The sequence below is a fragment of the uncultured Mailhella sp. genome, from assembly GCF_963931295.1.
Lineage (GTDB): Bacteria > Desulfobacterota > Desulfovibrionia > Desulfovibrionales > Desulfovibrionaceae > Mailhella.
On record NZ_OZ007001.1, the window covers coordinates 91,649 to 116,988 of the forward strand.

A 25,340-nucleotide genomic window follows, 5' to 3' on the forward strand; every position below is an offset into this window, starting at 1 on the left:
AATCCGGTATCCCTTTTTCTGTATGCAGCCTGTTCATGACTGCCAAGAGAGGCCCGCAGTGTTTCTCGTACGACTTCTCCTTCTGGTTCTCGTGTTTCTGCTCGCCGGCTGCGGCACTCATTACAACGTCGCCGTCGATTCCCTGCGCGACGCGAATCAGCCTTCAGGCACGGTGTACGTCGCGCAGCCCGGCAATGAAGGCGTTCACAACACCGATCTGCTGTTCAAGGACGTCGTGCGTCAGCTCACTCCCGCGTTCCGTTCCCGGGGCTACACGCTCGTGGACGACGTGAAAAACGCGGACAACGCCGCCGTCATCACCTACTGGATGGACGAGCCGCGCGTCCACATCAACACCGACACCATTACACGTTCCTACCCCGTCGTGGTGGGCTACGGCAAACATCGCCGCGTGGAATACATGTACGTGGACGAGCCCGTCGTCACCAGCACGACCATCTATACCGCCAACCTGCGCATCGAAGCCTACAGCCTCACCCCGGACAAGAAGCAGGAACGGCAGATATGGCGCACGGCCCTGCGCTGCTCCGGAGGCACGGAAGATTTCCGCACGCTGCTCTTCAGCATGGTGCAGGTGCTGCCTTCCGTCATGTCCACACAGAGCAACGGCATGCAGTACTATGACGTGTTCATCGGCGAAGACGGAGAAATAGAAGTGAAGAACATGGCGGACGGCATGTTCTGATTTATGCCGCGCTGCCCCCGCAGCGGACGGACGATGCCACGACGGCAGCCTTGCGCCGTGCCGGGCGCTGAAAGCCGCGCTCCATGGAGGCAGAACAGTGCCGACGCGGGGCGAGAACGACGCTGCGCCTTCCTGAATAAAATCCAATGCGCGCTCCTTTTGACGGCAATGCGCACAGCGGCTGAACGAGGCGCGCGGGAAGGCCGCCGCTCAAAACCGACCGAAGCCCGGCATCGGCCAACGCCCGCTCCTGCGGCGAAGCCGGGCAACGCCCTCCTCAGGCAGCCCCTGCTTCAGGAGCCGGACCGAAGCCTGATCGCCATTTCCGACCTGTGCTCCGCCTGCCGCTAAAGAAAGGATGCCCCTCTCTGCGCTTTGCCCGCACTCTACAAGATTGCGTTACCTCATCACGCGCTGCCCACGCTCCCGCACGCGCCTGCAAAGCGGCCTGCTGTTCCGCCCTTTGCAGCGCAATTCCATTCGGCCTTCGCGTCGCGCGCAGCCTCACGCGCCCCAGCTCTCGGCAAGTTTGCGCAGCCTCCAGAATGCCCACACTCTCGCCATGACTCCCCCTTGCGCAGCCTCGCCCGGGTATTCTTCGTGCGCCGCAACTTTTCCCTGCGCCTTGAAATGCTGAAAATTTTGTCAGGATATCGGCCTTCGGCTTGCTCCGCGTCTCCATTCCTGTTATTTTGAAATGGAAAGGAGCGCTCCCATGGAATTTTCCCTTTTCGGGCAGCAGTTTTCTCTGTTTCCCATCATGCTGTCGTTGAAAGTCGCCGGACTGTCCACTCTGGCCTCTCTTGTGCTCGGCACTCTTACGGCCCGCATTCTCGCAAGGCGACGCTCCGTCTGCGCGGCCGTCATTGATTCGCTCTGCACGCTTCCCATGGTGCTGCCTCCCACCGTGCTGGGCTACTATCTCATTTTGCTGCTGGGCAGAAACGGCGTCTTCGGCCCGGTGCTGCAAGAGCTCGGCCTGCAGTTCATGTTTTCCTGGCAGGGCGCCGTGGTGGCGGCCACGGTCGTGGTCTTTCCCCTTATCTACAAGTCGGCGAAAACCGCCCTCGAACAGGTGGACGCCAACGTGGAAAAGGCCGCGCGCACGCTGGGAGCCTCAGAAATCGCCGTCTTCTTTTCCATCAGTCTGCCGCTCGCCGGACGCGGCATTCTTTCCGGGGCCATGCTGGCCTTTGCCCGAGGCATGGGCGAATTCGGCGCAACCCTTATGCTGGCCGGCAATATTCCGGGCAAAACCCAGACCCTCGCCCTCGCCATCTACGACGCCTTTCAAGCCGGCAACGACGCGCTGGCCGCCGGGCTCGTCATCCTGACTTCGTGCATCTGCGCCGCCATTCTCGTGACCGCCGACTATCTGCTGGGAGGTTCCCGGTGATCGATCTTTCCGTTCAAGCCACGCTCAAGGGGCGGCACGGGGCCTTTTCCCTCGACGTCAGCCTCAAAAGTTCCGCCTCGCGTCTGGTTCTCTTCGGCCCTTCCGGATCGGGAAAAACCCTTACCCTGCAAATGATCGCCGGTCTCGTTCATCCTCACACGGGGCACATCATTGCCGACGACGCCGTGTTCTTCGACTCCGAAAAAGGCATCGACATGCCCGCCCGCAAACGCCGCATCGGCTACGTGTTTCAGGACTACGCGCTCTTTCCCCACATGACCGTCCGGCAGAATCTCGCCTTCGCCCTGCAGCAGCAGGAAAAGTACGTTCCCGTTCTCGGCAGCGCCTTTCGGGCCATGTTTCCGGCCAGACTCAGCGACGAGCAGGAGGCCTCCCTTCAGCTCATGCTCGACCTTCTGGAAATCGCTCACCTTGCCGACCGCAGACCGTCGCAGATATCCGGCGGACAGAAGCAGCGCGTGGCCCTGGCCCGGGCGCTGCTCATTTCTCCGCGCCTGCTGCTTCTCGATGAACCCTTCGCCGCGCTCGATCCGCTGCTGCGCATCCGCATGCGCAAGGAAATAGCCGGCATTCTGGACAACTGCGGCGTGCCTCTCATCATGATTACCCATGACCCGGAAGACGTGGACGCCTTTGCCGAAGACCTCGCCGTGTACGCCGACGGCCGCATTCTCGCCATGGAGCGCAATTTTCACACGCGTTCGCTTTTCGCGCAGGACTCGCTCTCCTACCTGTCCGACATTCTCACCAGGGGCGGACAGGCCGAACGCCCCTTCGGCTTCGACGACGTGTGAGCCGCTGCGCGGGACGCATTGCTCTTTCCGTCCGCAGGCGCTTTCGGCACAGGTTCCGACGAGGCGCGGACGAAGCCGTGCCGCCGCTCCGGCTTCCGCATGCCGGGGCAGACGGCAAGCGCCTCTTGCTGCGTCGCCCCCGCTCGAAGAGGCAAAAAGCCGCCCCATCCGAAGACGGGACGGCTCGACGGCGTCGTCAGGAACCAACGGGATCTGCACGGCTTCTCTGAACCACTTTCCCGGAATGCGGAGACTTTCTGCCGGACGCTGCAACAGGGGGTTGTCCGCAGCGCCCGGGACCACGACCTGCTCAAGAACGTTCACAAACGTCCGCAGGTCTCAAGTTGCCGAAACGCGGGCTCGGAATGCCGGACAACGCCGTTTCGCATTGCCCGGCAGACGCAGCGCCTTGTTTTCCGGCGCGTTATTTGCGGAATGTTCTACTTTACCGGACTGAAACCGTAATGAGCGAGAATCTCAAGACCTCTCGGAGACAGCGCGAAGTCCACGAACTTCTGAGCGTCATTTCTGTCGGCGCTGTTTTTGGCAACAGCAATGGGATAGCACACCGGCTTGTGGCCGGTCATGGCCGTGACGATGCGCACGTCCTTGCCGCCGGCAAGCGCGTCGGTGCGGTACACAAAGCCCGCGTCGGCCTCGCCGCGCTGAATGTAGCTCAGCACCTGACGCACGTTGTTGCCGAACACGAATTTGCTCTGCAACGCCTCCCAGGTTCCGGCGCTGGTCAGCGCTTCGCGGGCATAACGTCCGGCAGGAACGCTCTCGGGCGTACCGATGGCTATGTGCTTCACCGCGGCGTCGGCAAGCCCGTCCGGGCCGGTCAGCGTTCCGTTTGCAGGCGTGATGAGCACAAGATCATTCAGGGCAAAATCTCTGCGCGTGGCGGGATCCACCAGCGACTTCTTAACAGCCGAATCCATGGTTTCCTGATCCGCCGAGGCGAACACGTCCACCGGAGCACCCTGCTCCATCTGACGAAGCAGATTGTTGGAAGACGCAAAGTTCAGGTTGACCTTTACCCCGGTTTCCTTCGTGAACTCCTGCGAAATCTGCGTGAAGGATTCCGACAGGCTCGCGGCCGCGGAAACCGTGATCTCCGCGGCGTTCGCCGCAGATGCGGCAAGGCCCAGGGCAAGAACAAGGGCAAGGGCGGCAAGTTTTTTCATGAGCTCCTCCTCATTTCAATATTTGCTTACAACATACAAGATTTATTTCTTTTTTCAATCAAATTCGCACAATTTTTTTATGAAATAAAATCGCATGCAATATCAATGCCTTATTTTTCATCATCGGAGACATTACCGATAAAGAGAACGTCGACTCGGATAAAATTTTCATGTCGCAGTCAAAAAAATCGCGTCTGATTCACTTTTGTGAAAAAATTTTTTATGCAATATGTCCTGTTTTCCGGCAACATTTTTTCAAAAAAACATGAAAATCATTCTCTGTAGAAAATAAAAGCATGTCCTGATCTTTTCTTTTTATCCATTTTATAGGATAACAAGCACGACTTTTAGTCCTTTTTTTTCTTTTTTCAGGACAAGCGCCGTCCTTCCTTCCAACGTCCGAGGTCGTCATGCCCGTTCTTCATCTGCTCCGTCACGGCACCCTTCTCCCCAATCCAGAGCACCGCTTCGTCGGTCAGCGGGACATTCCTCTTTCCGAAATCGGACGTCGTCAGGCAAGGCAGGTTAGGCAGGATCTGGCCGCCGTTCCCCTGACGGAGGCCTGGACTTCCGATCTTCCCCGCTGCCTGGAAATGACGGCCCTCGCGCTCGATGGCCGCAACGTGCCCGTGCAGGTCGAGCCGGCGTTTCGCGAAATTAATCTGGGCCGCTGGGAAGGTCTGACCAAGGCGGAAGTGGACGCCCGTTTCCCCGGAGCCGTGGCCGCCCGGGGAAAAGACTTCTGGAACTACGTCCCCGAAGGCGGAGAATCCTTTGCCATGCTCGCCTCGCGCGTGTGCAGCGCCCTGTACCGACGCCTTGCCGACATGAGAGGCGACGCCCACGCCCTTCTTGTGGCGCATTCCGGAGTAAATCGAGTGATTCTCATGCGTTATCTTGCTCTCGACATGCGGGATTTTTTTGCCGTCCCCCAGCCCTACGCGGCCTGCACCACGCTTTTTTACGGCAGCGACGACCTCGCCCGCCTCGCCACATTCTGCTGAGTCGCCCCGCTCCGCAAGACTGCAACGCCGGCTCGCCCGCCGTCCATTTCAAATGTTCCGTCGGCAATACTCCCTGCCGTCCGACGCAGCACAAGAACGCGGAAGCCCCGCCGACTCGAAAAACACCAGGCAGCCGCCGACCGAAAGGTCATTTCAAAATAAATTTTCCGCGCAGAGCCTTCCTGTTCCGTTCATAAGTCCACGCGTATGCCAGTTTTACAATAGAAAAAACTTTTTTATTGTAATTTTTCCATTACAAAAAATAAAATATATGATGTTTTATTATCAGATATGAAACACAATGATATTGTGATTTAAGTTTCAAAGCATTTTTCTGCGCTCTGAAAAAAGTATCATTAATTTTCCTTTTATATCTTGACGAAAAAATTCCGTTTCAATATGCTTATAGCAAGTTTTCGAGTCTGTCTCCGCTAAAGCATTATGCCATGCAGACAGTCCTGAACCCCCAGAGGCTCACAGGGTAAGGCGGGAAACGGCCTTGCCTCCATTAAATGCTTCGGCATGGAAAGAAAACATGGATGAACGACGCGGTTTCGCGTTCTTTTCCGGTTCTGTCTCCGAAAAAGTCCGCGCCGCGGTCATGCTGCTGTTTCTTCTATCGACGAGCCTTTTCTATGTCCAAAATTTCCATGAAAACCATTCCCGTCTCCCAGGCCGTGGGCACGGTGCTCTGCCACGACATCACCCGCATCGAACCCGGCGTGCAGAAAGGACCGGTGTTCCGCAAGGGGCACGTCGTCCGGGAAGAAGACATTCCGGTTCTGCTCAGCGTGGGCAAGGAAAATCTTTACGTGTACGAACCCCTGCCCGGTCAGGTGCATGAAAACGACGCCGCCGTGCGCATCGGCAACGTTGCGGCCGGTAAAAACATCGAGTTTTCCGAGATCAAGGAAGGCCGCATCAACTTTCTCGCCGCCGAGCACGGCCTGCTGCGCGTGGACGAAGCCGCCCTCTCCCGCGTGAACGCCTTTGACGACATCGTGCTTGCCACGCTGCACACCATGCAGGAAGTGCAAAAAGGTCAGGCCGTGGGCGGCACGCGCATCATTCCCCTGCTCATCGAAGAAGAGAAGATCGCCCGTCTGGAAAGCACGGTCAGCGGCCCCGTCATCGAGGTGCTGCCCTTCCGTCCGTTCAAGGTGGGCATGGTCACCACCGGCAACGAAGTCTATTCCGGACGCATCAAGGACGCCTTCGGCCCCGTGCTCCGGCAGAAATTTGAAAGTCTCGGAAGCAGCATTCTCGGACAGAGCTTTTCCGACGACTCCATCGAGATGACCGTGCAGGGCATCCGCAACTTCATCGCGCAGGGCGCCGACATGGTGGTCTGCACGGGCGGCATGTCCGTGGATCCCGACGACCGCACGCCTGCCGCCATCCGCGCGGCGGGCGGCAAGGTGGTCACCTACGGGGCTCCCACCTTCCCCGGAGCCATGTTCCTGCTGGCGTATATCGACAATATTCCGGTACTCGGGCTTCCCGGCTGCGTGATGTACCACAGGGCGAGCATTTTCGACCTTGTGGTGCCGCGCCTCCTGGCCGGGATTCCCGTCACCCGGGAAGACATCGTGGCGCTCGGCCACGGCGGTTTCTGCGCAGGCTGCGGTGAATGCCGCTATCCGAACTGCGCCTTCGGCAAAAACTGATCTTCCCGCATCGGCCCGTATTCGGGCGATCCGCTTCCGCGGCCGCCCCTCCTCTGGATTCCTCTTAAAAGGAGCTGCCCATGTTCATCAAATCCCTCCTTGTCAACGGCGTCCGTCGTCAGGTGCTTGTCAATGCGGATGACTCGCTTGCCAACGTCCTGCGCGACCAGCTGCAGCTTACCAGCGTGAAGCTGGGCTGCGAAAAGGGTCACTGCGGCGCCTGCAGCGTCATCCTCAACGGCAAGCTCACGCGCACCTGCGTGCTGAAGATGAAACGCGTGCCCGATGATGCCACCATCATCACCCTGGAAGGCATCGGAACGCCCGATCATCTGCATCCGCTTCAGGAAGCGTGGATTTTCCATGGCGCGGCCCAGTGCGGCTTCTGCACGCCCGGCTTCATCGTGGCGGCCTACGCCCTGCTGCAGGAAAACCCCTCGCCCACCAGAGAGGAAGTGCGCGACTGGTTCCAGAAGAACCGCAACGTCTGCCGCTGCACGGGCTATATTCCGATCATCAACGCCGTCATGGACGCCGCCGCCGTCATGCGCGGCGACAAGGACATTGAGGAAATCCGCTACAAGGAACCTGCCGAAGGTCATCACCTCGGCTCCACCAAGCCGCGTCCGAGCGCCGTGGCCAAGGTGACCGGCACCGCCGAATTCGGCGCCGACGCCGCCGTTCACATGCCCGCCAACACGCTGCATCTGGCTCTCGCTCAGGCCAAGGTTTCCCATGCCAACATCAAGGGCATCGACACCTCCGAAGCCGAAAAGATGCCCGGCGTGTTCCGTGTGCTCACCCACAAAGACGTCAAGGGCAAGAACCGCATCACCGGCCTCATCACCTTCCCCGACAACAAGGGCGACGGCTGGGATCGTCCCATCCTCAACGACACCAAGGTGTTCCAGTACGGCGACGCGCTGGCCATCGTGTGCGCCGACACCGAATGCCATGCCCGCGCGGCTGCCGAAAAGGTGAAGTTCGACCTTGAGCTTCTGCCCGAATACATGGACGCGCCTTCCGCCATGGCTCCCGACGCCATCGAAATCCATCCCGGCACCCCGAACATCTACTATGAACCCCACATCGAAAAGGGCGAAGAAACCGCGCCCTTCTTCGACGATCCCGAAAACGTCTGGGTGGAAGACAGCTTCTACACCCAGCGCCAGCCCCACCTCAACATCGAACCCGACGTCGGCTACGGCTACATTAACGACAAGGGTCAGGTGGTCATCCATTCCAAGTCCGTGGGCCTGCACCTGCACGCGCTCATGATCGCTCCCGGCCTCGGTCTGGAATTCCCCAAGGATCTGGTGCTCGTGCAGAACACCACCGGCGGCACCTTCGGCTACAAGTTCAGCCCCACCATGGAAGCGCTCATCGGCGTGGCCGTCATGGCCACCGGACGCCCCTGCCATCTGCGCTACAACTATGAACAGCAGCAGCAGTATACCGGCAAGCGTTCGCCCTTCTGGACCACCGTGCGCATGGCCGCCGACAAGAAGACCGGCAAGCTGAAGGCCATGGAAACCGACTGGACCTGCGACCACGGTCCCTATTCCGAATTCGGCGACCTGCTCACCCTGCGCGGCGCGCAGTTCATCGGCGCAGGCTACAGCATTCCGAACATCCGCGGCAACGGCCGCACCGTGGCAACCAACCATGCGTGGGGCGCGGCTTTCCGCGGCTACGGCGGCCCCGAAGCGGAATTCCCCTCCGAAGTGCTCATGGACGAACTTGCGGAAAAGCTGGGCATGGATCCCTTTGATCTGCGCTACGTCAACTGCTACCGCGAAGGCGACACCACGCCCACCGGTCAGAAGCCCGAAGTGCTGAGCCTGCCCGAAATGTTCGACAAGCTGCGTCCGCTCTACGAAGCGGCCAAGAAGCACGCCAAGGAAGCCTCCACCGACGAAGTGAAGCGCGGCGTGGGCCTTGCCCTTGCCGTGTACGGCGCGGGTCTCGACGGCCCCGACTCCTCCGAAGCCTGGGCGGAACTCAATCCCGACGGCACCGTGACCATCGGCTGCTCCTGGGAAGACCACGGTCAGGGCGCGGATTCCGGCGCGCAGTGCACCGCTCATGAAGCCCTGCGTCCTCTGGGCATCAAGGTGGACGACATCCGTCTCGTGCTCAACGACACCAGCAAGACCCCGAACTCCGGCCCCGCCGGCGGTTCCCGCTCGCAGGTGATGACCGGCAACGCCATCCGCGTGGCCTGCGAACAGCTCGTCGAAGCCATGCGCAAGCCCGAAGGCGGCTTCTACACCTATGAGGAAATGAAGGCCGAAGGCCGCGACGTGCATCAGGACGGCAAGTGGACCGCTCCCGTGAAGGGCTGCGGCGAAAACTGCCAGGGCGATCCCTTCGCCTGCTACATGTACGGTCTGTTCATGGCCGAAGTGGCCGTGGAACTCGCCACCGGCAAGACCAAGGTGGAAAAGATGACCATGGTCGCCGACATCGGCACCGTGGTGAACAAGCTCATCACCGACGGCCAGATCTGGGGCGGCCTTGCTCAGGGCATCGGCCTTGCGCTGTCCGAAGACTACGAGGACATCAAGAAGCACAGCACCATGCTCGGCGCCGGCATTCCTTATCCCAAGGACATCCCGGACAACATGGAAATCATCTACGTGCAGAGCAAGCGTCCCGACGGTCCGTTCGGCGCTTCCGGCACGGGTGAAATTCCGCTGTGCGGCCCGCATCCGGCCATCATCAACGCCATCTACAACGCCTGCGGCGTCCGCATCACGCACCTGCCCGCCTACCCCGAAAAGGTGCTGGCAGGACTGAAGGAAAAAGCCGCCAAGTAACTTGATCATCCGGGGTCGGAGAGCTTTTTCGGGCTTCTCCGGCCCCGCCCTTTTTCTGCCCGGAGCCGCTTCGGGCAGTCTTTTCTTTTTTCGAGGTACGCCGTGCTGGAACAAAGCCAACTTCACGCCGTCGAGGCCCGCTGCACGCAGGAAGCCGCGCCCCGCTGCCGCACAGCCTGTCCGCTGGACATGGATGTGCGTTCCTTTCTTGAATGCCTTGCCGCAGGCAAGGTGCGCGACGCCCGCAAACTTCTGGAGCGGCATCTGCCTCTGCCCGGCGTCATGACCGCCGTGTGCGATCATCCCTGCGAAAACGCCTGCCTGCGGCGCGATCTCGGCGGCGGTCTTGCCGTATCCGCGCTGGAAAAATTCTGCATGAGCGCCGCTTCCGCACAGACAAAACCGCTCATCCGGCCTCCCAAAGGCCAGAAGCTTGCCGTGCTCGGCTCAGGGCTGGCAGGTCTTGTCGCCGCCTTCGACATTTCGCACAAGGGCTTTGCGGTCACGGTCTATCACGAAGGCGAAAAAAGCGAGGCGCTGCGTCGCGCCTTTCCTTCCCTTGACGCCTCCGTGCTGGAAGACGAGCTGCGCGCGCTGGAAAAATTTCATGTGCGCTTTGAGCACGTCGCTCTCGACGAAGCGCTTCTTGACCGCTGCCTCGAAGATTTCGGAGCCGTGTTCGTGGACGCCTCGGTCTGCGCGTTTTCTCCTGCGCGCGAGAACATCGACGCCGCAACGCTGCTCTGGAAGGACAAGGTCTGCTGCGGAGGCTGGGCCAGCCGCACCCCCACGGGGGCGAGCTACGCCTCCGCGTCCTCACAGGCCGGAGAAGGCCGACGGGCCGGAATCACGCTGCAACGCGTTCTCACCGGCGTTTCGCTGGTGGCTGCCCGCGAAGGCGAAAACAGGGAGAACCGACTGCACACGCCGCTCGACGGCGTGACGCCTCTGCCCCGCGTTCTGCCCTCCGGCGACGCGTACACGGAAGAAGAAGCCCGGCGCGAAGCCGACCGCTGCATCCGCTGCTCCTGCATGCAATGCGTGAAGGAATGCCCGTTTCTCCAGAAGTACAAGGAATTTCCCCGTGTCTATGCGCGCAAGCTCTACAACAACGCCTCAGTGATACGCGGCACCCGCACGGCCAACGTCATCATGAACGGCTGCGCCCTGTGCGGTCAGTGCGAAGTCATCTGTCCCGAGCACTTCTCCATGGCCGATCTGTGTCTTGCCGCCCGGCGCGACGCCGTGGAGCGCGACGTCATGCCGGCCTCAGCCCACGAATTTGCGCTGGAAGACATGGCGCAGGCCTGCGGCCCGGAAAGCGCCTTTCTGCTGGAAGACCCCGCCCTTGCCGCGCAGGACAGGCACGGCGCGAGCCTGTTTTTCCCCGGCTGTCAGCTGGCGGCCTCGCGGGGCGGGCAGGTGCTTGCCATGTACCGCCATCTGCGCGACCATCTGCCCGACGGCGTGTCGCTCTACAGCACATGCTGCGGCATTCCCGCGCACTGGGCCGGACGGGAGGCCCTTTTCCGCGAGCACGCCGAGACGCTCCGCCGCGACTGGGAGTCGTGCGGCAAACCGGAAATTCTTGCCGCCTGCTCTTCCTGCATGACGGCGCTCAAGCTTGCGCTTCCCGAGGCGAAGATCACATCGCTGTGGTCGAAGCTCGACTCTCTCATGACCGAGCCTTTTGCCAGCCGCGCGCCCCGCGTCATGAACGTGCAGGATCCCTGCGGCGCGAGGCATGACGCCGAGTGGCAGAGGGCCGTGCGCTCCCTTGCCGCCAAGGCTGGCATACGCGTGGAGGAGGCCGCGCGCACCGGCGACGAAAGCGCCTGCTGCGGCTACGGCGGACTGGTGTGGAACGCACAGCCGGACGTGGCAGACGCGCTCGCCAAAAAGCGCGCCGGAGAATTTTCTCTTCCCGTGCTCACGTCCTGCATCATGTGTCACGACCGCTTTGCCGCGGAAACGGAAAGCTGGCATCTTTTCGATGTGCTTCCGCAGACCGCGGAAGAAGGCGGACAAGCTTCCGCGCCCGGACTTTCCGCGCGCCGCGCCGGACGCGCGGCACTGAAGGAAGCGGCGCTCGAAGAATTTCTCGGCCAGAAGCCCGACGCTCGAAGCCACGAGGAACCGATTCTGCTGCGCATTCCCGAAGACGTGCGCGAAGCCATGGAACGCCGCTACATTCTGCGTCAGGACGTGGTCACGGCCATTGCGGGCATCGAAGCGAGCGGAGCCAAATTCCTCAATCGGGAAAACGGCCACATTCTCGGCTCCTGGAGGCCGCGCAACGTGACCTTCTGGGTGGAGTACACCGCGGACGACGACGGCGGGTTCACGCTGGTCAAGGCGTGGTGCCACCGCATGGTGGTGGCCGGAGCCATTCAACCGGCAACGAAGGTCGTCATGGAAGAAAAGGTACACGCCTGAGTCATTGACAACGCAAACGAGGTTTTCACATGAGTCTGGAACCGAACTTCACCACGGACGACGGCGACTGGGTATGCGCAAAGTGTCATGTGCCGCTTGAGCAGATCAAGGTGCAGGCGCTCTACATGCACAGCGCCTTCGACGTCATTCTTCCCCGCTGCCCTTCCTGTGGACTGACGCTTATTCCCCAGTCGCTGGCGGAAGGAAAAATGGCGGAAGTGGAAGCGCTTCTGGAAGACAAGTAATGAGCGCAGCGGCATCTTCCCTCTACGCATCCTCCGTGTTTCAAAGCATTGCGGGCGGCGCGTGGCGTCCGGGCGGGACCGCACTCACCCGTCACGGCCTTGAGCTGTGCGCTCTTGCGCCCGGTTCCACGGTGCTCGACGTCGGCTGCGGAAGCGGGGCCAGCCTGGCGCTTGCGCGGGAAATCGGTCTGAACGGCACAGGGCTGGACAGGGAATGTTCCCTGACCGAGCCCTTTCCCTTTGTGCAGGCCGATGCGCAGAATCCGCCCTTTCCCGACGCCTCCTTCGACGCCATCCTGTGCGAATGCGTGCTCTCTCTCCTGCCCGACGCGTGGCAGGCGCTGCATCGCTTTGCCGAAATTCTGAAGCCGGGCGGAAAGCTGCTGCTTTCCGATCTTTTCGTGCGCGGCGGCGAGCCTTCCGCAGCGCCTTCGCCCGGCGCATCCTGCCTTGCGGGCGCGCGCACGAGACAGGAAACGGAGCGCCTCTTGACGGAACACGGTTTCGTCCTGCTCCATTTTGAGGATCACACCGCCAGTCTGAAGGAACTCGCCGCCCGTCTGCTCTGGTACGGCGACGAGAGCGTATGCGGCTTTCTGCGCGGAGGGCGCAGCGCCGAAGCCGGGGCCTCCCGCGACTGTGCCTGCGGGTCGCTCCGCCCCGGAGGACTGCGCTACGGCTACGGATTATGGATAGCCGCCCCTGCGCGTAAAACATCGCGAGGCGACGCGCAAGAAACCTGAATTTCATAGCCTTGCCTTCCGCCCTCGGCATTTCGGAGAGCCGGAATGCACAGCGCCGGGCCCGCCCCTCCGGCAGGGCCCTTTCCGGCCCAAGAGTTTCAACGTTTTCAAGGAGTCCGTCATGAACGCCCTGTTATTGGATCTGCTCCCCTATGTACGCAAAGGCTATTGCTGTTCCCAGCTGCTTCTGGCGCTGGCAAGGCAGCTCGACGATACGGAAGATCCCGGGCTCATGTGCGCCATGCGCGGCCTGTGCCACGGCATAGGCCAGTCGGGAGGCCCCTGCGGACTCCTGACCGGCGGCGCGGCCGTGCTCGGCTGGCTCTCCAGCAAAAACGAAGAGGAACCGCATCCCATGATCGACGCCATGACCAACGAATACGCCACATGGTTCATGGAACGGGTGAGCGCCTACGGCGGCACGGGCTGCGAAAGCGTGTCCGCCGGGCTGGCCGCAGCCGCGGGCGAGCCCCTTCCCGAAGGCGGCATGCCGCCCATGGAACTCTGCGGCGATCTGCTCGCGGAATGCTGGGAAAAGCTGCTGGACATCTACGAATCCTACGAACTCGACGGCGTGAGGAACTGACATGCTGCTTGCCCAGACTCAGAGCCTGTGCCCCGTGTGTCTGCGCCTCGTGGATGCGGGTTATCACCTTGAAGGCGACACCGTCTATCTTCGCAAGCACTGCCCGGAGCACGGCGACTTTCAGGTTCCCGCCTGGAAACAGGTCGAAGGCGCGCCCGCCTTTGCCGACTGGCGGAAGAATCCGCGCATTCCGGCCTATCCCGCGCATCCCGCCACCGCCGTTTCCCACGGATGCCCCTATGACTGCGGACTGTGCCCGGAACACGTTCAGCACACCTGCACGGGACTCCTCGAAGTGACCATGCGCTGTTCTCTGGGCTGCCCCGTGTGCTACGCCCGCGCGGGAAAGACTTCCGAGGATCCGTCGCCGGAAGCCGTCGGCAGGCAGATGGACGCGCTTTCCCGCGCGTCCGGGCCCTGCAACGTTCAGCTCTCCGGCGGAGAGCCCACGGAACGCGACGATCTTCCCGAGCTCATCCGCATGGCAAAGGAAAAGGGATTTGCGCTCGTGCAGGTCAACACCAACGGTCTGCGCCTCGGCAGGGAAGCGGGATACGCCGAATCACTCCGGGCCGCAGGACTGGATTCCGTGTATCTGCAGTTCGACGGCTTGGACGACGCCGTGTACCGCACGCTGCGCGGCCGCGACTGTCTGGCGCTCAAAGAGGCGGCCATCGAGGCCTGCGGGCGGGCCGGGCTCGGCGTGGTGCTGGTATGCACGCTGGTGCGCGGCGTCAACGACGGGCAGGTCGGCGATCTTCTGCGCTTCGCGCTCTCGCGGGGCGGCCATGTGCGCGGCCTGCACTTTCAGCCGGTGTCGTCGTTCGGGCGCTTCCCGTGGGACATGGGAGACGCTCCGCGCATCACGCTGCCGGAACTCATGGTCTGCCTGGAAAAGCAAAGCCGCGGCATGGTGAAGGCCTCGCATTTTCATGCGCCCTCCTGCGAGCATCCGCTCTGCTCCTTCAGCGCCGTGTACGCCAGAAACGGCGACAACACGCTCGGCGAACCCGTGGGCGCGGCCTGCTGTTCCGGCGGAACCTCGACCGTCGAATCTCCCCGCGTGGTGGACAACGCCGAAGGCTCCCGCGCCTCGCGGGCCTTCACGGCCGCCCACTGGGCCTCGCCCCGCAAAGAGAGTTCCCTGAACGACGCCTTTTCCCGCTTCCTTGCCCGTTCGGGCGCAGAGCGACGTTTCACGCTTTCCGCCATGGCCTTTCAGGACGCCCTCAGTCTGGATGTGGAGCGCGTGCGCGGCTGCTGCATCCACGTCGTGGCTCCCGATGGCAGAATGATTCCCTTCTGCCTCTACAATCTGACGAGCTTCGACAACATTTCTCTTTACCGGTCCGTGCCGAAGGAGGATGCCCGGTCATGACTACGCCTCTTTCTCCCTCGCGGCTGGACGCCTGGCTTGACGCAGAATGCGGCGGCAATCCGGCTGTTCCGCTTCCCGAAAGGCTGGAGGCTGCGCGTCTTGAAGCCCTGCGCCGCACCCTGCGCCGCGCCTTTTCCCTCAGCCGCTGGTACAAGCGCGCGCTCGCCGGCTGCAATCTCGACATCGACACGGCGGCCGATCTTGCCAGGCTTCCCTTCACCACGCCGGAAGATCTGCACGACTACCGGGAATTTCTCTGCGTGCCGCAGGGAGACGTGCAGCGCATCGTCACGCTCCAGACCTCCGGCTCCACGAACGCTCCCAAGCGCATCGCCTTTTCGGAAGGCGATCTGGCCCGCACGGCGTCGTTTTTCGCCGCGGGCATGGCGCAGCTCGTGCATGAAGGGCAGCGCCTCATGGTGCTTCTGCCCGGCGCGCAGTGTCCCGACGGCGTGACGGATCTGCTCCGTCAGGCGCTCACGCCCTCCGGCGTGGACGTGGTGGCAGGTCACCCCGAGGCCACGGCCGAAACGCTGCGCGACGATCTTTCCCGCTGGCGTCCGCAGTGTCTTGTGGCCGCGCCGCATCAGCTCGCCGCCCTGCTCGACGCCTCCCGAGACGACGACTTCCGCCGCCTCGCCTCATGCGTGAAGGGCATTCAGTCCAGCGGCGACATTCTTGACCTGTCCGTGCGCGACGGCCTGGAAGAAGCGCTCGACTGCGTGGTGCTCGACCATTACGGCATGACGGAAACCTGCTTCGGCGGGGGCGTGCAGTGCATGGCGAAAAACGGCTATCATCTGCGTGAGCTGGATCTTTTTCTGGAAATACTGGATCCTGTGTCCGGCAAACCCGTTCCCGAAGGCGAAACCGGAGAAATCATACTGACGACCCTCAACAGGGAAGCCATGCCCCTCATCCGCTACCGCACCGGCGACGCCGCAGCCTGGCTGCCCGGCCCCTGTCCGTGCGGCAGTCCGATGCGTCGGCTTTCCCCGCTGAAGGGCCGCTATGTCCGTATCGACGGAGCGCCGGTACTGCGCCTCGTCCGCAAAGGAGGTTTTTATGCAAGAACTGCTGCATCTTCTGTGTTCTGAGCTCGCGGCGGGACGCCCCGCCGCTCTGGCCACCGTGGTGTTTCAGGCGGGCTCCGCTCCCCGCGGCGCAGGATCCCGGCTGCTCGCGGGCCCGAAAGGACTGCTCGGCGGCACCACGGGCGGAGGACTGGCCGAAGCCAGGGTCATCGAGGCCTGCGCCAAGGCCTGCGAAACGCAGGAAGCCTCGGTGCTCGACATTGCCATGGACGGCACGCTGGCCGCGCGTTCGGAAATGATCTGCGGCGGACAGGTGCGTGTGCTCATTGAGCCTTTTGCGCCGGAAAACAGGGAGCTTGCAAACGTGGCCTCGCTGGCCGCCGCCGCGGCGGAAGGCGCGGGATGCCGCATCGTCCGCCCCTACGCTTCGACGCGTACCTCCTGGACGCTGCTGTACGACGACGGCTCCGCCGCCGGAGCCCGCCTCGACGACGCCGCAGCCAAAACGCTGCTTGCCGCGCCTCTGGACGAAGCCGCCCTCGTGCCCTGCGGCGAAACCGTGTATTTCTGCGAACGCTGCCAGGCGTCGGAACGCATGATCATTGTGGGCGGCGGGCACGTCTCCCGTCCCACGGCGGCCATTGCCGGACTCACCGGTTTTGCCGTCCACGTGCTCGACGACAGGCCCGAATACGCCAACAGCGGCCGCTTCCCCAATGCCGAGGTGCATGTCACGCCGGAGTATGCCCGCTGTTTTGACGCGCTTCACGTCACGCCCCGCGACTACATCGTCATCGTGACGCGCGGCCATCTGTTCGACGGCGTGGCCGCGGCGCAGGCGCTCAGGACGCCCGCAGGCTACATCGGCATGATAGGCAGCACGCGCAAGCGTCAGCAGATTTACGCCAAACTGCTCGAATCCGGCTTCACGGAACAGGATCTTGCCCGCATTCACGCTCCCATCGGCCTCGACATCGGCGCGGAAACGCCCGAAGAAATCGCGGTCAGCATTCTGGCCGAGTGCATTGCGGTGCGCCGCCACGCTCCCGCCCCCGTGACATGGAGAAAAAAATAAGCGATCATGACGCCGAATCCGGCGGAAGCTTCAATCCTGCCGCCGAATTCAGGCCGCGCGCCGCTGCGTCCCGCATGCGGCGTTTTCTTCAACCTCAACTTGAAGTTTTTCCATGATCGCTTACGCTCTTATTCTGGCCGCAGGCTTTTCCACGCGCATGGAGCCCCACTTCAAACCGCTGCTTCCCCTGCCTCTGCCGGGCGGCGAACGCAGCGCGCTTGCCGCCGTGTGCGCGCTTTATCAGTCCGAGGGCGTGAAACCGCTGGTAGTGGGAGGCAACCGGGCCGACCTCACCCGACGCGAAGCCAAATCCGTCGGCGCGGCGTTCACGCTCAACAGGCATCCGGAGCGCGGCATGTTCTCAAGCATCCGCGCAGGCATAGCCGCCCTGCCGCCGGAATGCACCCACGTGTTCGTGCATCCCGTGGACATTCCGCTCGTCCGGCGCATGACCGTGCGCACGCTGCTCGACGCCGCCGACGTCCCGGACACTCCGCCGCTCATTCCCTGCTATCAGGGCAAGGCCGGACATCCGCCGCTCTTTCCCGCTTCCGTCAGGCACGCCGTGCTGAGCTTGGGCGACGACGGCTGCCTGCGCACCGTTGTGGAGAGCCTGTACCCGGTGTCTGTGCCCGTGGCGGACGCCTCCATTCTCCGCGACATGGACAGTCCCGGCGATTACGCGGCCCTGTGTGAACTTGCGTCCCGGCAGAACATTCTCTCGCCCGAGGAAGCGGAAGAACTCCTGCATGTCCGTCACGTGCAGGAGCGGGGCGTGCAGCACTGCCTTGCCGTCAGCCGTGTGGCCGCCCGCTTTGCCTCGGCGCTGAACGCGGCCCGTCATGCGGGAGGAGAAACCCCGCTCAGCGAAGCGCTGGCCCGGGCCGGAGGCATGATTCACGACGTGTGCAAAGGCGAGCCGCATCATGAAGCCGCCGCGGGAGCGCTGTTTCGCGGATGGGGCATGGAACCCATGGCGCGTCTGGTGGAAGATCACCGCGACATGACCATTCCCGACGCCGAGCCGCTTACCGAAAGAGAAATGGTGTTTCTTGCGGACAAATTCGTGCGCGGAAGCGAAGCCGTGCCCCTGAGGGAGCGCTTTTACAGCAAGATGGCCCGCTATTCCGAGAACCCGGAAGCCGTGGCCGCCATCACCGGACGCATGGAACGCTCCGAGGCCATGGCCGAGCGCATGGAAAAAGAATGCGGCCGAAGCCTTGAAGAACTCGCCCGCGAGGCGCTCGCAAAGTAGCCGCAACAGAACAGCGGGGACGGTTCTCCGGTTCCGCGCCGAGACATAGCCGTTGTCCGGAGACCTCGACGGCGAACGACACCCGCCACACACGGCGGAAAGGCTCCTTGTCTGCCTCGACAGCTTCCGCCTGCAACAGGGAAACACGCTCCTTGCAAGCTGACGCGGCATCAACGTACATCAAAAAAGACAAAGGCCCGGCGCTGATAGAACAACGTCGGGCCTTTTTTCTGATTTCTCAAGAGAGATGAGACGCGCCGCGCGAAAAAGGCAAGACGGCGCGCGGAGTGAAAAGACGAGCGCCCTGTCGGAAGGGCGCCTTGCATGCTACACTCGGCCGAGCACGAAATACACGCCCACAACAAGCAGGACCAGCGCCAGAAACGCCAGCGAACGCTTCTGCATGGGCAGAGCGGCACGGGCCACGGCGTACCAGAGAAGCGCGGCGAGCGGCAGACAGAACATGCCCGCCGTGAGCGCATGAGAGGCGTACACACCGGCAAAGGGAAGCAGAGCCAGCGCGCGTTCGGCGTCAACCACGGGCGTGAGCCAGAACATGGCCGCCGCGGACACGGTGAGCAGCAGTCCGGCGCAGAAGGCCTGACGGGCGCGCATGGACAGCGCAAAGGAATAATAGTCCCTGCCGAAGTCGTCGCGATTGCGGCAGAGAATGTGCCAGCACAGCGCCAGCGCGTAGGCTCCCGTCAGACCGAGGAACAGGGAGAAAGCCGCAAACAGCGCAAAGCCCAGGCTCTGAAGTCCGGCCATGAGCACGAGAAAAGCCTGCACCGTCTCTTCCTCGCTGCCGGCTCCCGCCGTGAGCGCGCCGAGGCAGAAGCCCCAGGAAAGAATGCACAGAAGGCAGGCGGAAAGCGTGGAGGCAAGGCCGGAAAGCACGCCGAAGGCCATTTTTCCCGCGCGGCGGACAAAGAGCACGACCACCGCGCACAGGGCCGCCACGGCGGAGGTCAGCACAAGGCACTCCCACACAAAAGCCCACGGTCCGGTCATGAGCCTGTTGATCCATCCCCCGGCCAGCAGATCGGCAACAAGCGCCAGTGCAAAAAGCACCTGAAGAGCGGCCGTGAACGATTCCGTCTGACCGGCGCACTTGTCGTAGAGCGAACGGCGGCGGACGGAGGCGAGTCTGTGATCCCACACGGAAACAAAAGGAAGCATGGCGCCGGAAAATCCGACGATAAGAAGCGCGGCAAGCGCCGCGCAGGTAAAGAATGTCATGAGTACTCCTGTCGCCCTTCCGACGTAATCACCGGCGGCGCCCTCTTCCTACTTGTGCAGTGACGGCAAGTTTTCTACTATGCGGGCAGCCCGGGCATGAAAGATCGGTACGAAATGTACCGCGGCCCGTCAAGAGGGAATATGCGCAAACCCCGTCCTGGAACGATTCTTCTGCTGCTGTGGGGAGTTTTTCTCTCCCTTGCGGTCTACGGCTATCTCGCATGGCTTCAGCCGTCGCGTCTGGCCTCCACCGTGTCTCAGATGCTGGAATCCAGACTCGACGTGCAGTGCCGCATCGGCGAAGTGTCGCTTTCCTTCCTTCCCGTGCCCACCATCCACGCCTCGGACCTCGCCCTGCTGCGCGGCAGCGTGGACGACCTGGAACTTCATGTGCGGAAAGCCCGCATTCAAATAGGCTACCTGTCCCTTCTCCGCCTGAAGCCCGTCGTCCGCTCGCTTTCTCTGGAAAGCCCCACGCTCGACATCTCCAGCGATCTCATTCAGAAGCTTCTCGACAAAAAAAAGGCCGAAGCGCAGGCCGCAGACGCCCATCCCTTCTCACTTTCCGATCTGCCCGGCATCACGGGCGTGCGCATCAGCGTGGAAAACGGCACCTGCCGCATCACCGGAGCCGAAGGCAAGGGACATCTGTCCGTTTCCGGCATCAACGTCGACGCCAGAATGCCGGGCCTTCTTCCCGGCCATCTGGACCTTGCCGTGGGAAGCCTCCGCTACACCACCTCCGCCGGGCTCGACGCCTCGGCGTCCGACACCCGCCTTTCCCTGTCGTCGCTTAGGCGCAATCATCGGGACATGTGGCGCGGCGACGTCGCGTTTTCCTTCAGCTTTCAGCTTGCCTCCCTCGACAGGCTCATGGGGCACGAAATCGCCGAACCCTACCGCTACTTTCCCATGCCGGAGCCGCTCAAACTCTCGCTGACGGGCGAATTTTCCGCCTCCCCGGAACAGTCGCTCTACAAGGCAAGAGGCACGGCGCAATCCTCCGCAACGCTCGTCATGAACGGCCATCCGGTGCCCATTTCCCTGTCCGTGCCCTTCGATACCCAGAATATCGCCGAGGGCATGGACGTAGCCGATGCCGACGTGCGCATGGGCGACGACAACGTCGTCATTTCCGGCCGTGTGACCGGCCTTGCCGACGGCAATCCCGTGCTGAACGGCCGGGCCGACATCCGCCACTTCAGCCTTGCCCGCTGGTTCGGCTTCGGGCAGGCCATGACCGCGGGCCTTCAGCGTGCGCTCGACGGCATCACCGGCTCCTTCGACGGCATGGAACTCAGCCTGCGCGGCGTGACGGTGTCCAAACTCAAAGCGCAGGTGCTGGGCATAGCGCTGGAAGGCTCGGGAAGCTGCCGCGACTATCTCAAGCCGGAAATTCTCATCAGCGGTCATGCCAGACAGGCCGATCTCAACAGCATTTTTCCCGAACTGCGCGGGGAATTTCCCGACATGTCGCATCTGCCGCCGCCCGTGCTTCCCCTGCACGACGATGACGACACGCCCCAGGGGCCTCCCCACGTAGGCTACGACATCCATATTTCCGCAGACAGCGCGGACATTATGAACTTCCGCGTGAGCGGAGCCGACGTGCACGTAGTGCCCGCGCCTTCCGGGCATCCCATGCTGAACATTGCGGTGGCCGGCCTCTACGGCGGCAAGGCGACCTCCAAGGTGTACCTTGACGACAAGGTGCGGGTGACGGCCGACTTCGACCGCGTCTCCATGGACGGACTCACCCGCGCGCTCGCCGGATATCCGGCCCTGACCGGTCTCATGAAAAAAGGCTCAGCGGACATTTCCTTTGTCGGCGGATCGGGCCTGACCATACTGAGCACCCTCGGCGGCACCGTGAAGGCCAGTCTGGAAAAGGGCTCGCTCAATCTGGATAAAAACGCCTCCGCCCTGCCCTTCGCCTCGCTTGCCGTGAGCGCCCAGGCCGTTGCCTCTCCCGGCAAGGATCTGAAAACGCTCCCGCCCGTCATGGACTTTCGCGGCAACTGGAACGTCGATCTTGCGTCGAAAGGCTGGTCCGTGGCCGCCGAAGCCAAACAGGCCGCGCTCTCGTTCAGCACCAGGAACGGCCTTCCCACGGCCATGCGCAGGCAGCCCGTTTCGATTCAGGCCACGCTCGACAAAAGCCTGAGCAGCCTGCTTGCCGACGATCTGAAATTCACCCTCGCAGGCAAGGGCAGCTACAGCGCAGACAGCAGAACCGTTTCCCTATCAGACGCCACGCTCCGCCATCAGGACTTCACCCTCGCGGGCAGCCTTTCTGCCTCGGACGTGCCCAGCAGGCTCTCGCTTTCGGGCAAGCTCGCCCTGTCCACGCCTTCGCTTCGCCGATGTGCGGCGCTCTTCGGCGTTTCTCTGCCCTCGCCCGCCGGGAAAAGCGTCTTCCGCAAAGCCGAGGCCGAAGCCTCCGTCACCGTCAGCTCGCAGATGCTCAGCCTCGACAAGCTGCACGGCTCCATCGACGGCACTTCCTTCAGCGGAAGCCTGCATCAGTCGCTTTCGGGAAGGCCGACCCTCACGGGCGCGCTGAACTTTCCTGTCCTCAATATCGACGACTACCGCTCCATGGAGAGCCGCGCCTCTTCCTCGTCAACGCCGCTGCCGCTCTCCTTCCTGAAAAATACCGACCTGTCTCTCTCGCTCTCGGCCGACAGGCTGCGGGCCTTTTCCACCACGCTCGCCGACGTCTCCCTGCCCGTTTCCCAGAAAAACGGCACGCTGAGCGCGCCGCTCAAGGCCGTCTTCCCCGGCGGAGGACAGGCCGAAGCCCATTTTCAGGCCGCGCTTGCCGCCGATCAGAGCGCCGCGGACCTTTCTCTCGTCACCCGCTGCCGGAACATGAACATGATGAACTTCAGCCGCGACAGAGGCCAGAAAACGCTCATCGGCGGCACCGGCACCTTCGACGCCTCCCTGCGCTCGCGGCAGAAGCACTGGGAGGACTGGAAACGCGCGCTCGGCGGCAAGCTCTCGCTTTTCGTCTCGAACGGGGCCATCGTGACGCCCGAATCCGGACACGGCGACAGAACCCGAAAAGAATCCCGCACGGACTTCAAAACCATGTCCATGACGATTTCCCTTTCCGGCGGCGTGGCCTCCTGCCGCGACTTTCTCATCAAGGGCTCTCCCATCACCATCACCGGCGGCGGCACCGCCAGCCTCGCCACAGAAACCATCGACGCCGAGGCCACGGTCACGCTGGCGGGCATCCCGGAAATGCCCCTTTCCATCACCGGCAATCTCTTCTCGCCGAAAATCACCTACAAGCTGCTCGGCGCGGTAACCGGCACGGTGGGCAATCTGGGCTCCGGCGTCATCGATCTGGTGGGCGGCGTGCTGAGCGCGCCCTTCAAGCTGTTCATGAAGTAAATCCCGGAAAAGCGCGGACTCCGACGACGCGCCTTTTTTCCAGCATGAAGACGGCACGGCGGCGGCTCTTCTCCCTTCCCTCACGCGAGCCCCCAAAAACTGCCGAGTTCAAGCGGCATGCCCTTTTCCGTAGCCCTCGGGCGGCAGCAGCGAAACGCAAAAAAAATACGCCGCCCCGCTTTTCCATCATCGGAAAAAACGGAAGCGGCGCATGCCGACGCCCGGAATCAGCCCCCGAAGCGCGGCGGCCCGCCCGGCAAAAGCTGCTGCCTGAGCTTCAAAACTGCCGCAGCGCGCCGGACACGCCACCGGCGTCAAAACTCAGAGTTGCTCAAGCTCGCGCCCCTCGTTCACACCGAGCGCCGCAATCTGACGAAAGATGTTGAGCGATTCCTCTGCTTCGGCGGCGTCGAGCGAACGCAGGGCAAAGCCCGCATGCACAATAACGTAGTCGCCGGGCCGGGGAGCCTCCGGCAGAAGAAGGGTGGAAATTTCCATATAATTTTCTCCCTGACCCACCTGAACGCGGGCCTTTCCCTCTTCCGGCACTTCCACGACTCGAACGGGAACGGCAAGACACATAGGTATTCTCCTGAAAAAACTCATATCATGAAATGACAATCCTCTCTCATACCCCCGCAGGAAAAATCATGCAAGCGTCCGGCTCCGCAACAGGCGCATGCGTTGCTAAAATTCGGGAAATCGGCTAACGTCCCTCTACTTATCCACCGGAGTAAGACAACATTATGAATGAAATCTTTGCACCCGTCCTGAATCTTCTGAACCGCCTCGGAGAGATGGCGCTGTTCCTCTTTGAAGGCTTCAGGCAGGCATACGGCTCCCGACGGCTGTTCGGCAAGATTCTCCAGCAGATATACGTCATCGGGGCGAAATCCATGTTCGTCATCCTGCTCATCGGCCTGTTCACCGGTCTGGTGCTCGGCCTGCAGGCCTTCTACGCCATGTCCATGTTCGGCGCTCAGGGCATGCTCGGCTCCCTGCTCGCCCTCACGCTCATCCGCGAAATGGCCCCCGTGCTCACCGCCGTCATGATCACCGCGAGAGCCGGTTCCGCCATGACCGCGGAAATCGGCGTCATGCGCATTTCCGATCAGATCGACGCCCTCGAAGTCATGGACATCAATCCCACGGGCTATCTCGTCACCCCGCGTCTTCTGGCCTCCCTGTTCACGTTTCCGCTGCTCACCTCCATCTTCACGGTGGTGGGCATCTTCGGCGGCTACCTGTCCGCCTGCGTGCTGCTCGGACTCAACGAAGGCCGCTACTTTTCCGGCATCGAATCCAGCGTCACCATGGACGACGTGCAGGGCTGCTTTCTCAAGGCCGTGGTCTTTGCCGTCATCGTCATCACCGTGTGCTGCTTCCAGGGCTACAACGCCCACAGAAGAAGCGACGGCAAGGGCGCGGAAGCCGTGGGCAACGCCACCACGTCCGCCGTGGTCATGAGCTGCGTGCTCATTCTCATGGCCGACTACGTTCTCACCTCCTTCCTTCTCTGAGGCGCGCATGAATCAGCAAGCCTGGGACATCACCCTTGAACATCTCGACGGCGGCTACGACGGCCGCATCGTGCTGAAGGACTTTTCCGCCGTCATTCCCGCCGGAACCATCACCACCATTCTCGGCGAATCCGGCTGCGGCAAGACCACCCTTCTGCGCCTGCTGCTGGGCCTGAACCGCCCCTATGCAGGCTCCATACGCATCGGCGGACGCGACGTGTGCAACATGTCGGAAACGCAGTTCCGCAAGATGCGCCGCCGTTTCGGCGTGCTCTTTCAGGACGGCGCACTCATCAGCTCCCTCACCCTCGCCGAAAACGTGGCCCTGCCCCTTGTGGAGCACACGAAACTGCCCAGAAAAACCCTGCGCGAAGCCGCCCTGCGCACCTTGGCTCTTGTGGGTCTGGAAAAGTTCGGCTCCTACTATCCGGGCGAGCTTTCCGGCGGCATGCGCAAGCGCGCAGGCCTCGCCCGGGCCATCGTCACGGAGCCGCCCGTGCTCTTCTGCGACGAACCCACCTCCGGCCTTGACCCCATCACGGCCGCGCAGATGGATCAGCTTCTGCTCGACATGAAGGCATGCTATCCTTCCATGACCACCGTGGTGGTCACGCACGACCTCGGCAGCGTGGAACACATTGCCGAACACGTGCTCGTGCTGCAAAACGGACGTGCGGCCTTCTCCGGCTCAAAGGAAGAACTTCACGCGTCGCAGGACCCCTATCTGCGCCGTTTTCTCGACCGCAAATTTGAAGAATCCCGCCGCATGGCGGCTCCGCCCCTGGACAGCTCCGTGCGCAAGGCGCTGGCCGAATGGCTGGACGATTAACGAG

General features: G+C 62.4%; 20 protein-coding genes and 1 riboswitch. Of the genes, 17 read left to right on the forward strand and 3 right to left on the reverse strand.

Features of this window, described 5'->3' with window-relative positions; translation table 11 throughout:
- The first annotated feature begins 58 nt into the window (after nt 1-58).
- From ABGT79_RS00500 to ABGT79_RS00510, 3 genes are all read left to right on the forward strand, one after another.
- Nucleotides 59-706, forward strand: a complete 648-nt coding sequence (locus ABGT79_RS00500) for a hypothetical protein (RefSeq protein WP_346664511.1) — start codon at nt 59-61, stop codon at nt 704-706.
- Between the two features lie 715 nt (nt 707-1,421).
- On the forward strand, nt 1,422-2,102 hold the full coding sequence (gene modB, locus ABGT79_RS00505; RefSeq protein WP_346664512.1) for a molybdate ABC transporter permease subunit: 681 nt from the start codon (nt 1,422-1,424) through the stop codon (nt 2,100-2,102).
- Complete coding sequence (locus tag ABGT79_RS00510) at nt 2,099-2,917, forward strand: ATP-binding cassette domain-containing protein (protein ID WP_346664513.1); 819 nt, start codon at nt 2,099-2,101, stop codon at nt 2,915-2,917. The genes modB and ABGT79_RS00510 overlap by 4 nt, the downstream gene beginning before the upstream one ends.
- A 440-nt stretch (nt 2,918-3,357) precedes the next feature.
- Here the strand turns inward: ABGT79_RS00510 and modA are convergent, their stop codons facing one another.
- Entirely contained in the window at nt 3,358-4,104 is a 747-nt protein-coding gene (gene modA, locus ABGT79_RS00515) for a molybdate ABC transporter substrate-binding protein (protein WP_346664514.1), read from the reverse strand.
- 410 nt (nt 4,105-4,514) lie between these two features.
- Here modA and ABGT79_RS00520 point away from each other — a divergent pair, with 410 nt between their 5' ends.
- The 11 genes from ABGT79_RS00520 (at nt 4,515) to ABGT79_RS00570 (ending at nt 18,346) form a co-directional block, all read left to right on the forward strand.
- On the forward strand, nt 4,515-5,108 hold the full coding sequence (locus tag ABGT79_RS00520; protein WP_346664515.1) for a histidine phosphatase family protein: 594 nt from the start codon (nt 4,515-4,517) through the stop codon (nt 5,106-5,108).
- Between the two features lie 402 nt (nt 5,109-5,510).
- Nucleotides 5,511-5,657, forward strand: a riboswitch (molybdenum cofactor riboswitch).
- A gap of 101 nt (nt 5,658-5,758) precedes the next feature.
- Complete coding sequence (locus tag ABGT79_RS00525; protein ID WP_346664516.1) at nt 5,759-6,775, forward strand: molybdopterin-binding protein; 1,017 nt, start codon at nt 5,759-5,761, stop codon at nt 6,773-6,775.
- Between the two features lie 80 nt (nt 6,776-6,855).
- Nucleotides 6,856-9,594, forward strand: a complete 2,739-nt coding sequence (locus ABGT79_RS00530; RefSeq protein WP_346664517.1) for a molybdopterin-dependent aldehyde oxidoreductase — start codon at nt 6,856-6,858, stop codon at nt 9,592-9,594.
- A gap of 102 nt (nt 9,595-9,696) precedes the next feature.
- Nucleotides 9,697-12,030, forward strand: coding sequence for a pyridine nucleotide-disulfide oxidoreductase/dicluster-binding protein (locus ABGT79_RS00535; protein ID WP_346664518.1), 2,334 nt, complete (start codon nt 9,697-9,699; stop codon nt 12,028-12,030).
- 29 nt (nt 12,031-12,059) lie between these two features.
- Nucleotides 12,060-12,275, forward strand: coding sequence for a DVU_1557 family redox protein (locus ABGT79_RS00540; protein WP_346664519.1), 216 nt, complete (start codon nt 12,060-12,062; stop codon nt 12,273-12,275).
- Nucleotides 12,275-13,018 (forward strand): DVU_1556 family methyltransferase, encoded by a 744-nt coding sequence (trsM, locus tag ABGT79_RS00545; RefSeq protein WP_346664520.1) that lies wholly within the window; start codon nt 12,275-12,277, stop codon nt 13,016-13,018. The genes ABGT79_RS00540 and trsM overlap by 1 nt, the downstream gene beginning before the upstream one ends.
- A 121-nt stretch (nt 13,019-13,139) precedes the next feature.
- Nucleotides 13,140-13,604 (forward strand): DVU_1555 family C-GCAxxG-C-C protein, encoded by a 465-nt coding sequence (locus ABGT79_RS00550; RefSeq protein WP_346664521.1) that lies wholly within the window; start codon nt 13,140-13,142, stop codon nt 13,602-13,604.
- Between the two features lies 1 nt (nt 13,605).
- Entirely contained in the window at nt 13,606-14,982 is a 1,377-nt protein-coding gene (trsS, locus tag ABGT79_RS00555; RefSeq protein ID WP_346664522.1) for a radical SAM (seleno)protein TrsS, read from the forward strand.
- Complete coding sequence (locus tag ABGT79_RS00560) at nt 14,979-16,079, forward strand: DVU_1553 family AMP-dependent CoA ligase (RefSeq protein WP_346664523.1); 1,101 nt, start codon at nt 14,979-14,981, stop codon at nt 16,077-16,079. Before trsS ends, ABGT79_RS00560 begins: the two co-directional genes overlap by 4 nt.
- Nucleotides 16,048-17,091, forward strand: coding sequence for an XdhC family protein (locus ABGT79_RS00565; protein WP_346664524.1), 1,044 nt, complete (start codon nt 16,048-16,050; stop codon nt 17,089-17,091). The genes ABGT79_RS00560 and ABGT79_RS00565 overlap by 32 nt, the downstream gene beginning before the upstream one ends.
- A 112-nt stretch (nt 17,092-17,203) precedes the next feature.
- Nucleotides 17,204-18,346 carry a DVU_1551 family NTP transferase gene (locus ABGT79_RS00570; protein ID WP_346664525.1) on the forward strand — a complete coding sequence of 381 codons (1,143 nt, stop codon included), beginning with the start codon at nt 17,204-17,206 and terminating at the stop codon, nt 18,344-18,346.
- 327 nt (nt 18,347-18,673) lie between these two features.
- Here the strand turns inward: ABGT79_RS00570 and ABGT79_RS00575 are convergent, their stop codons facing one another.
- Nucleotides 18,674-19,585, reverse strand: a complete 912-nt coding sequence (locus ABGT79_RS00575; RefSeq protein ID WP_346664526.1) for a hypothetical protein — start codon at nt 19,583-19,585, stop codon at nt 18,674-18,676.
- A gap of 141 nt (nt 19,586-19,726) precedes the next feature.
- On the opposite strand from ABGT79_RS00575, the gene ABGT79_RS00580 reads away from it, so the two are divergent.
- Entirely contained in the window at nt 19,727-22,987 is a 3,261-nt protein-coding gene (locus tag ABGT79_RS00580; protein WP_346664527.1) for an AsmA family protein, read from the forward strand.
- 321 nt (nt 22,988-23,308) lie between these two features.
- Here ABGT79_RS00580 and ABGT79_RS00585 read toward each other — a convergent pair whose 3' ends face one another.
- Nucleotides 23,309-23,569: a HypC/HybG/HupF family hydrogenase formation chaperone gene (locus ABGT79_RS00585; RefSeq protein ID WP_346664528.1), complete on the reverse strand. Its 261-nt coding sequence runs from the start codon at nt 23,567-23,569 to the stop codon at nt 23,309-23,311.
- Between the two features lie 164 nt (nt 23,570-23,733).
- On the opposite strand from ABGT79_RS00585, the gene ABGT79_RS00590 reads away from it, so the two are divergent.
- Both ABGT79_RS00590 and ABGT79_RS00595 read left to right on the forward strand, forming a co-directional pair.
- Complete coding sequence (locus ABGT79_RS00590; RefSeq protein WP_346664529.1) at nt 23,734-24,507, forward strand: ABC transporter permease; 774 nt, start codon at nt 23,734-23,736, stop codon at nt 24,505-24,507.
- A gap of 7 nt (nt 24,508-24,514) precedes the next feature.
- On the forward strand, nt 24,515-25,336 hold the full coding sequence (locus tag ABGT79_RS00595; RefSeq protein WP_294486377.1) for an ABC transporter ATP-binding protein: 822 nt from the start codon (nt 24,515-24,517) through the stop codon (nt 25,334-25,336).
- Nucleotides 25,337-25,340: the final 4 nt, after the last annotated feature.

Excerpts from the sequence above, each read along its gene's own strand:
- trsM (WP_346664520.1), top strand. The coding sequence starts at position 12,275 with ATGAGCGCAGCGGCATCTTCCCTCTACGCATCCTCCGTGTTTCAAAGC.
- ABGT79_RS00530 (WP_346664517.1), top strand. The coding sequence starts at position 6,856 with ATGTTCATCAAATCCCTCCTTGTCAACGGCGTCCGTCGTCAGGTGCTT.
- ABGT79_RS00580 (WP_346664527.1), top strand. The coding sequence starts at position 19,727 with ATGCGCAAACCCCGTCCTGGAACGATTCTTCTGCTGCTGTGGGGAGTT.
- ABGT79_RS00520 (WP_346664515.1), top strand. The coding sequence starts at position 4,515 with ATGCCCGTTCTTCATCTGCTCCGTCACGGCACCCTTCTCCCCAATCCA.
- trsS (WP_346664522.1), top strand. The coding sequence starts at position 13,606 with ATGCTGCTTGCCCAGACTCAGAGCCTGTGCCCCGTGTGTCTGCGCCTC.
- ABGT79_RS00570 (WP_346664525.1), top strand. The coding sequence starts at position 17,204 with ATGATCGCTTACGCTCTTATTCTGGCCGCAGGCTTTTCCACGCGCATG.
- modA (WP_346664514.1), bottom strand. The coding sequence starts at position 4,104 with ATGAAAAAACTTGCCGCCCTTGCCCTTGTTCTTGCCCTGGGCCTTGCC.
- modB (WP_346664512.1), top strand. The coding sequence starts at position 1,422 with ATGGAATTTTCCCTTTTCGGGCAGCAGTTTTCTCTGTTTCCCATCATG.
- ABGT79_RS00590 (WP_346664529.1), top strand. The coding sequence starts at position 23,734 with ATGAATGAAATCTTTGCACCCGTCCTGAATCTTCTGAACCGCCTCGGA.
- ABGT79_RS00595 (WP_294486377.1), top strand. The coding sequence starts at position 24,515 with ATGAATCAGCAAGCCTGGGACATCACCCTTGAACATCTCGACGGCGGC.
- ABGT79_RS00550 (WP_346664521.1), top strand. The coding sequence starts at position 13,140 with ATGAACGCCCTGTTATTGGATCTGCTCCCCTATGTACGCAAAGGCTAT.
- ABGT79_RS00585 (WP_346664528.1), bottom strand. The coding sequence starts at position 23,569 with ATGTGTCTTGCCGTTCCCGTTCGAGTCGTGGAAGTGCCGGAAGAGGGA.
- ABGT79_RS00525 (WP_346664516.1), top strand. The coding sequence starts at position 5,759 with ATGAAAACCATTCCCGTCTCCCAGGCCGTGGGCACGGTGCTCTGCCAC.
- ABGT79_RS00540 (WP_346664519.1), top strand. The coding sequence starts at position 12,060 with ATGAGTCTGGAACCGAACTTCACCACGGACGACGGCGACTGGGTATGC.
- ABGT79_RS00560 (WP_346664523.1), top strand. The coding sequence starts at position 14,979 with ATGACTACGCCTCTTTCTCCCTCGCGGCTGGACGCCTGGCTTGACGCA.
- ABGT79_RS00565 (WP_346664524.1), top strand. The coding sequence starts at position 16,048 with ATGCAAGAACTGCTGCATCTTCTGTGTTCTGAGCTCGCGGCGGGACGC.
- ABGT79_RS00575 (WP_346664526.1), bottom strand. The coding sequence starts at position 19,585 with ATGACATTCTTTACCTGCGCGGCGCTTGCCGCGCTTCTTATCGTCGGA.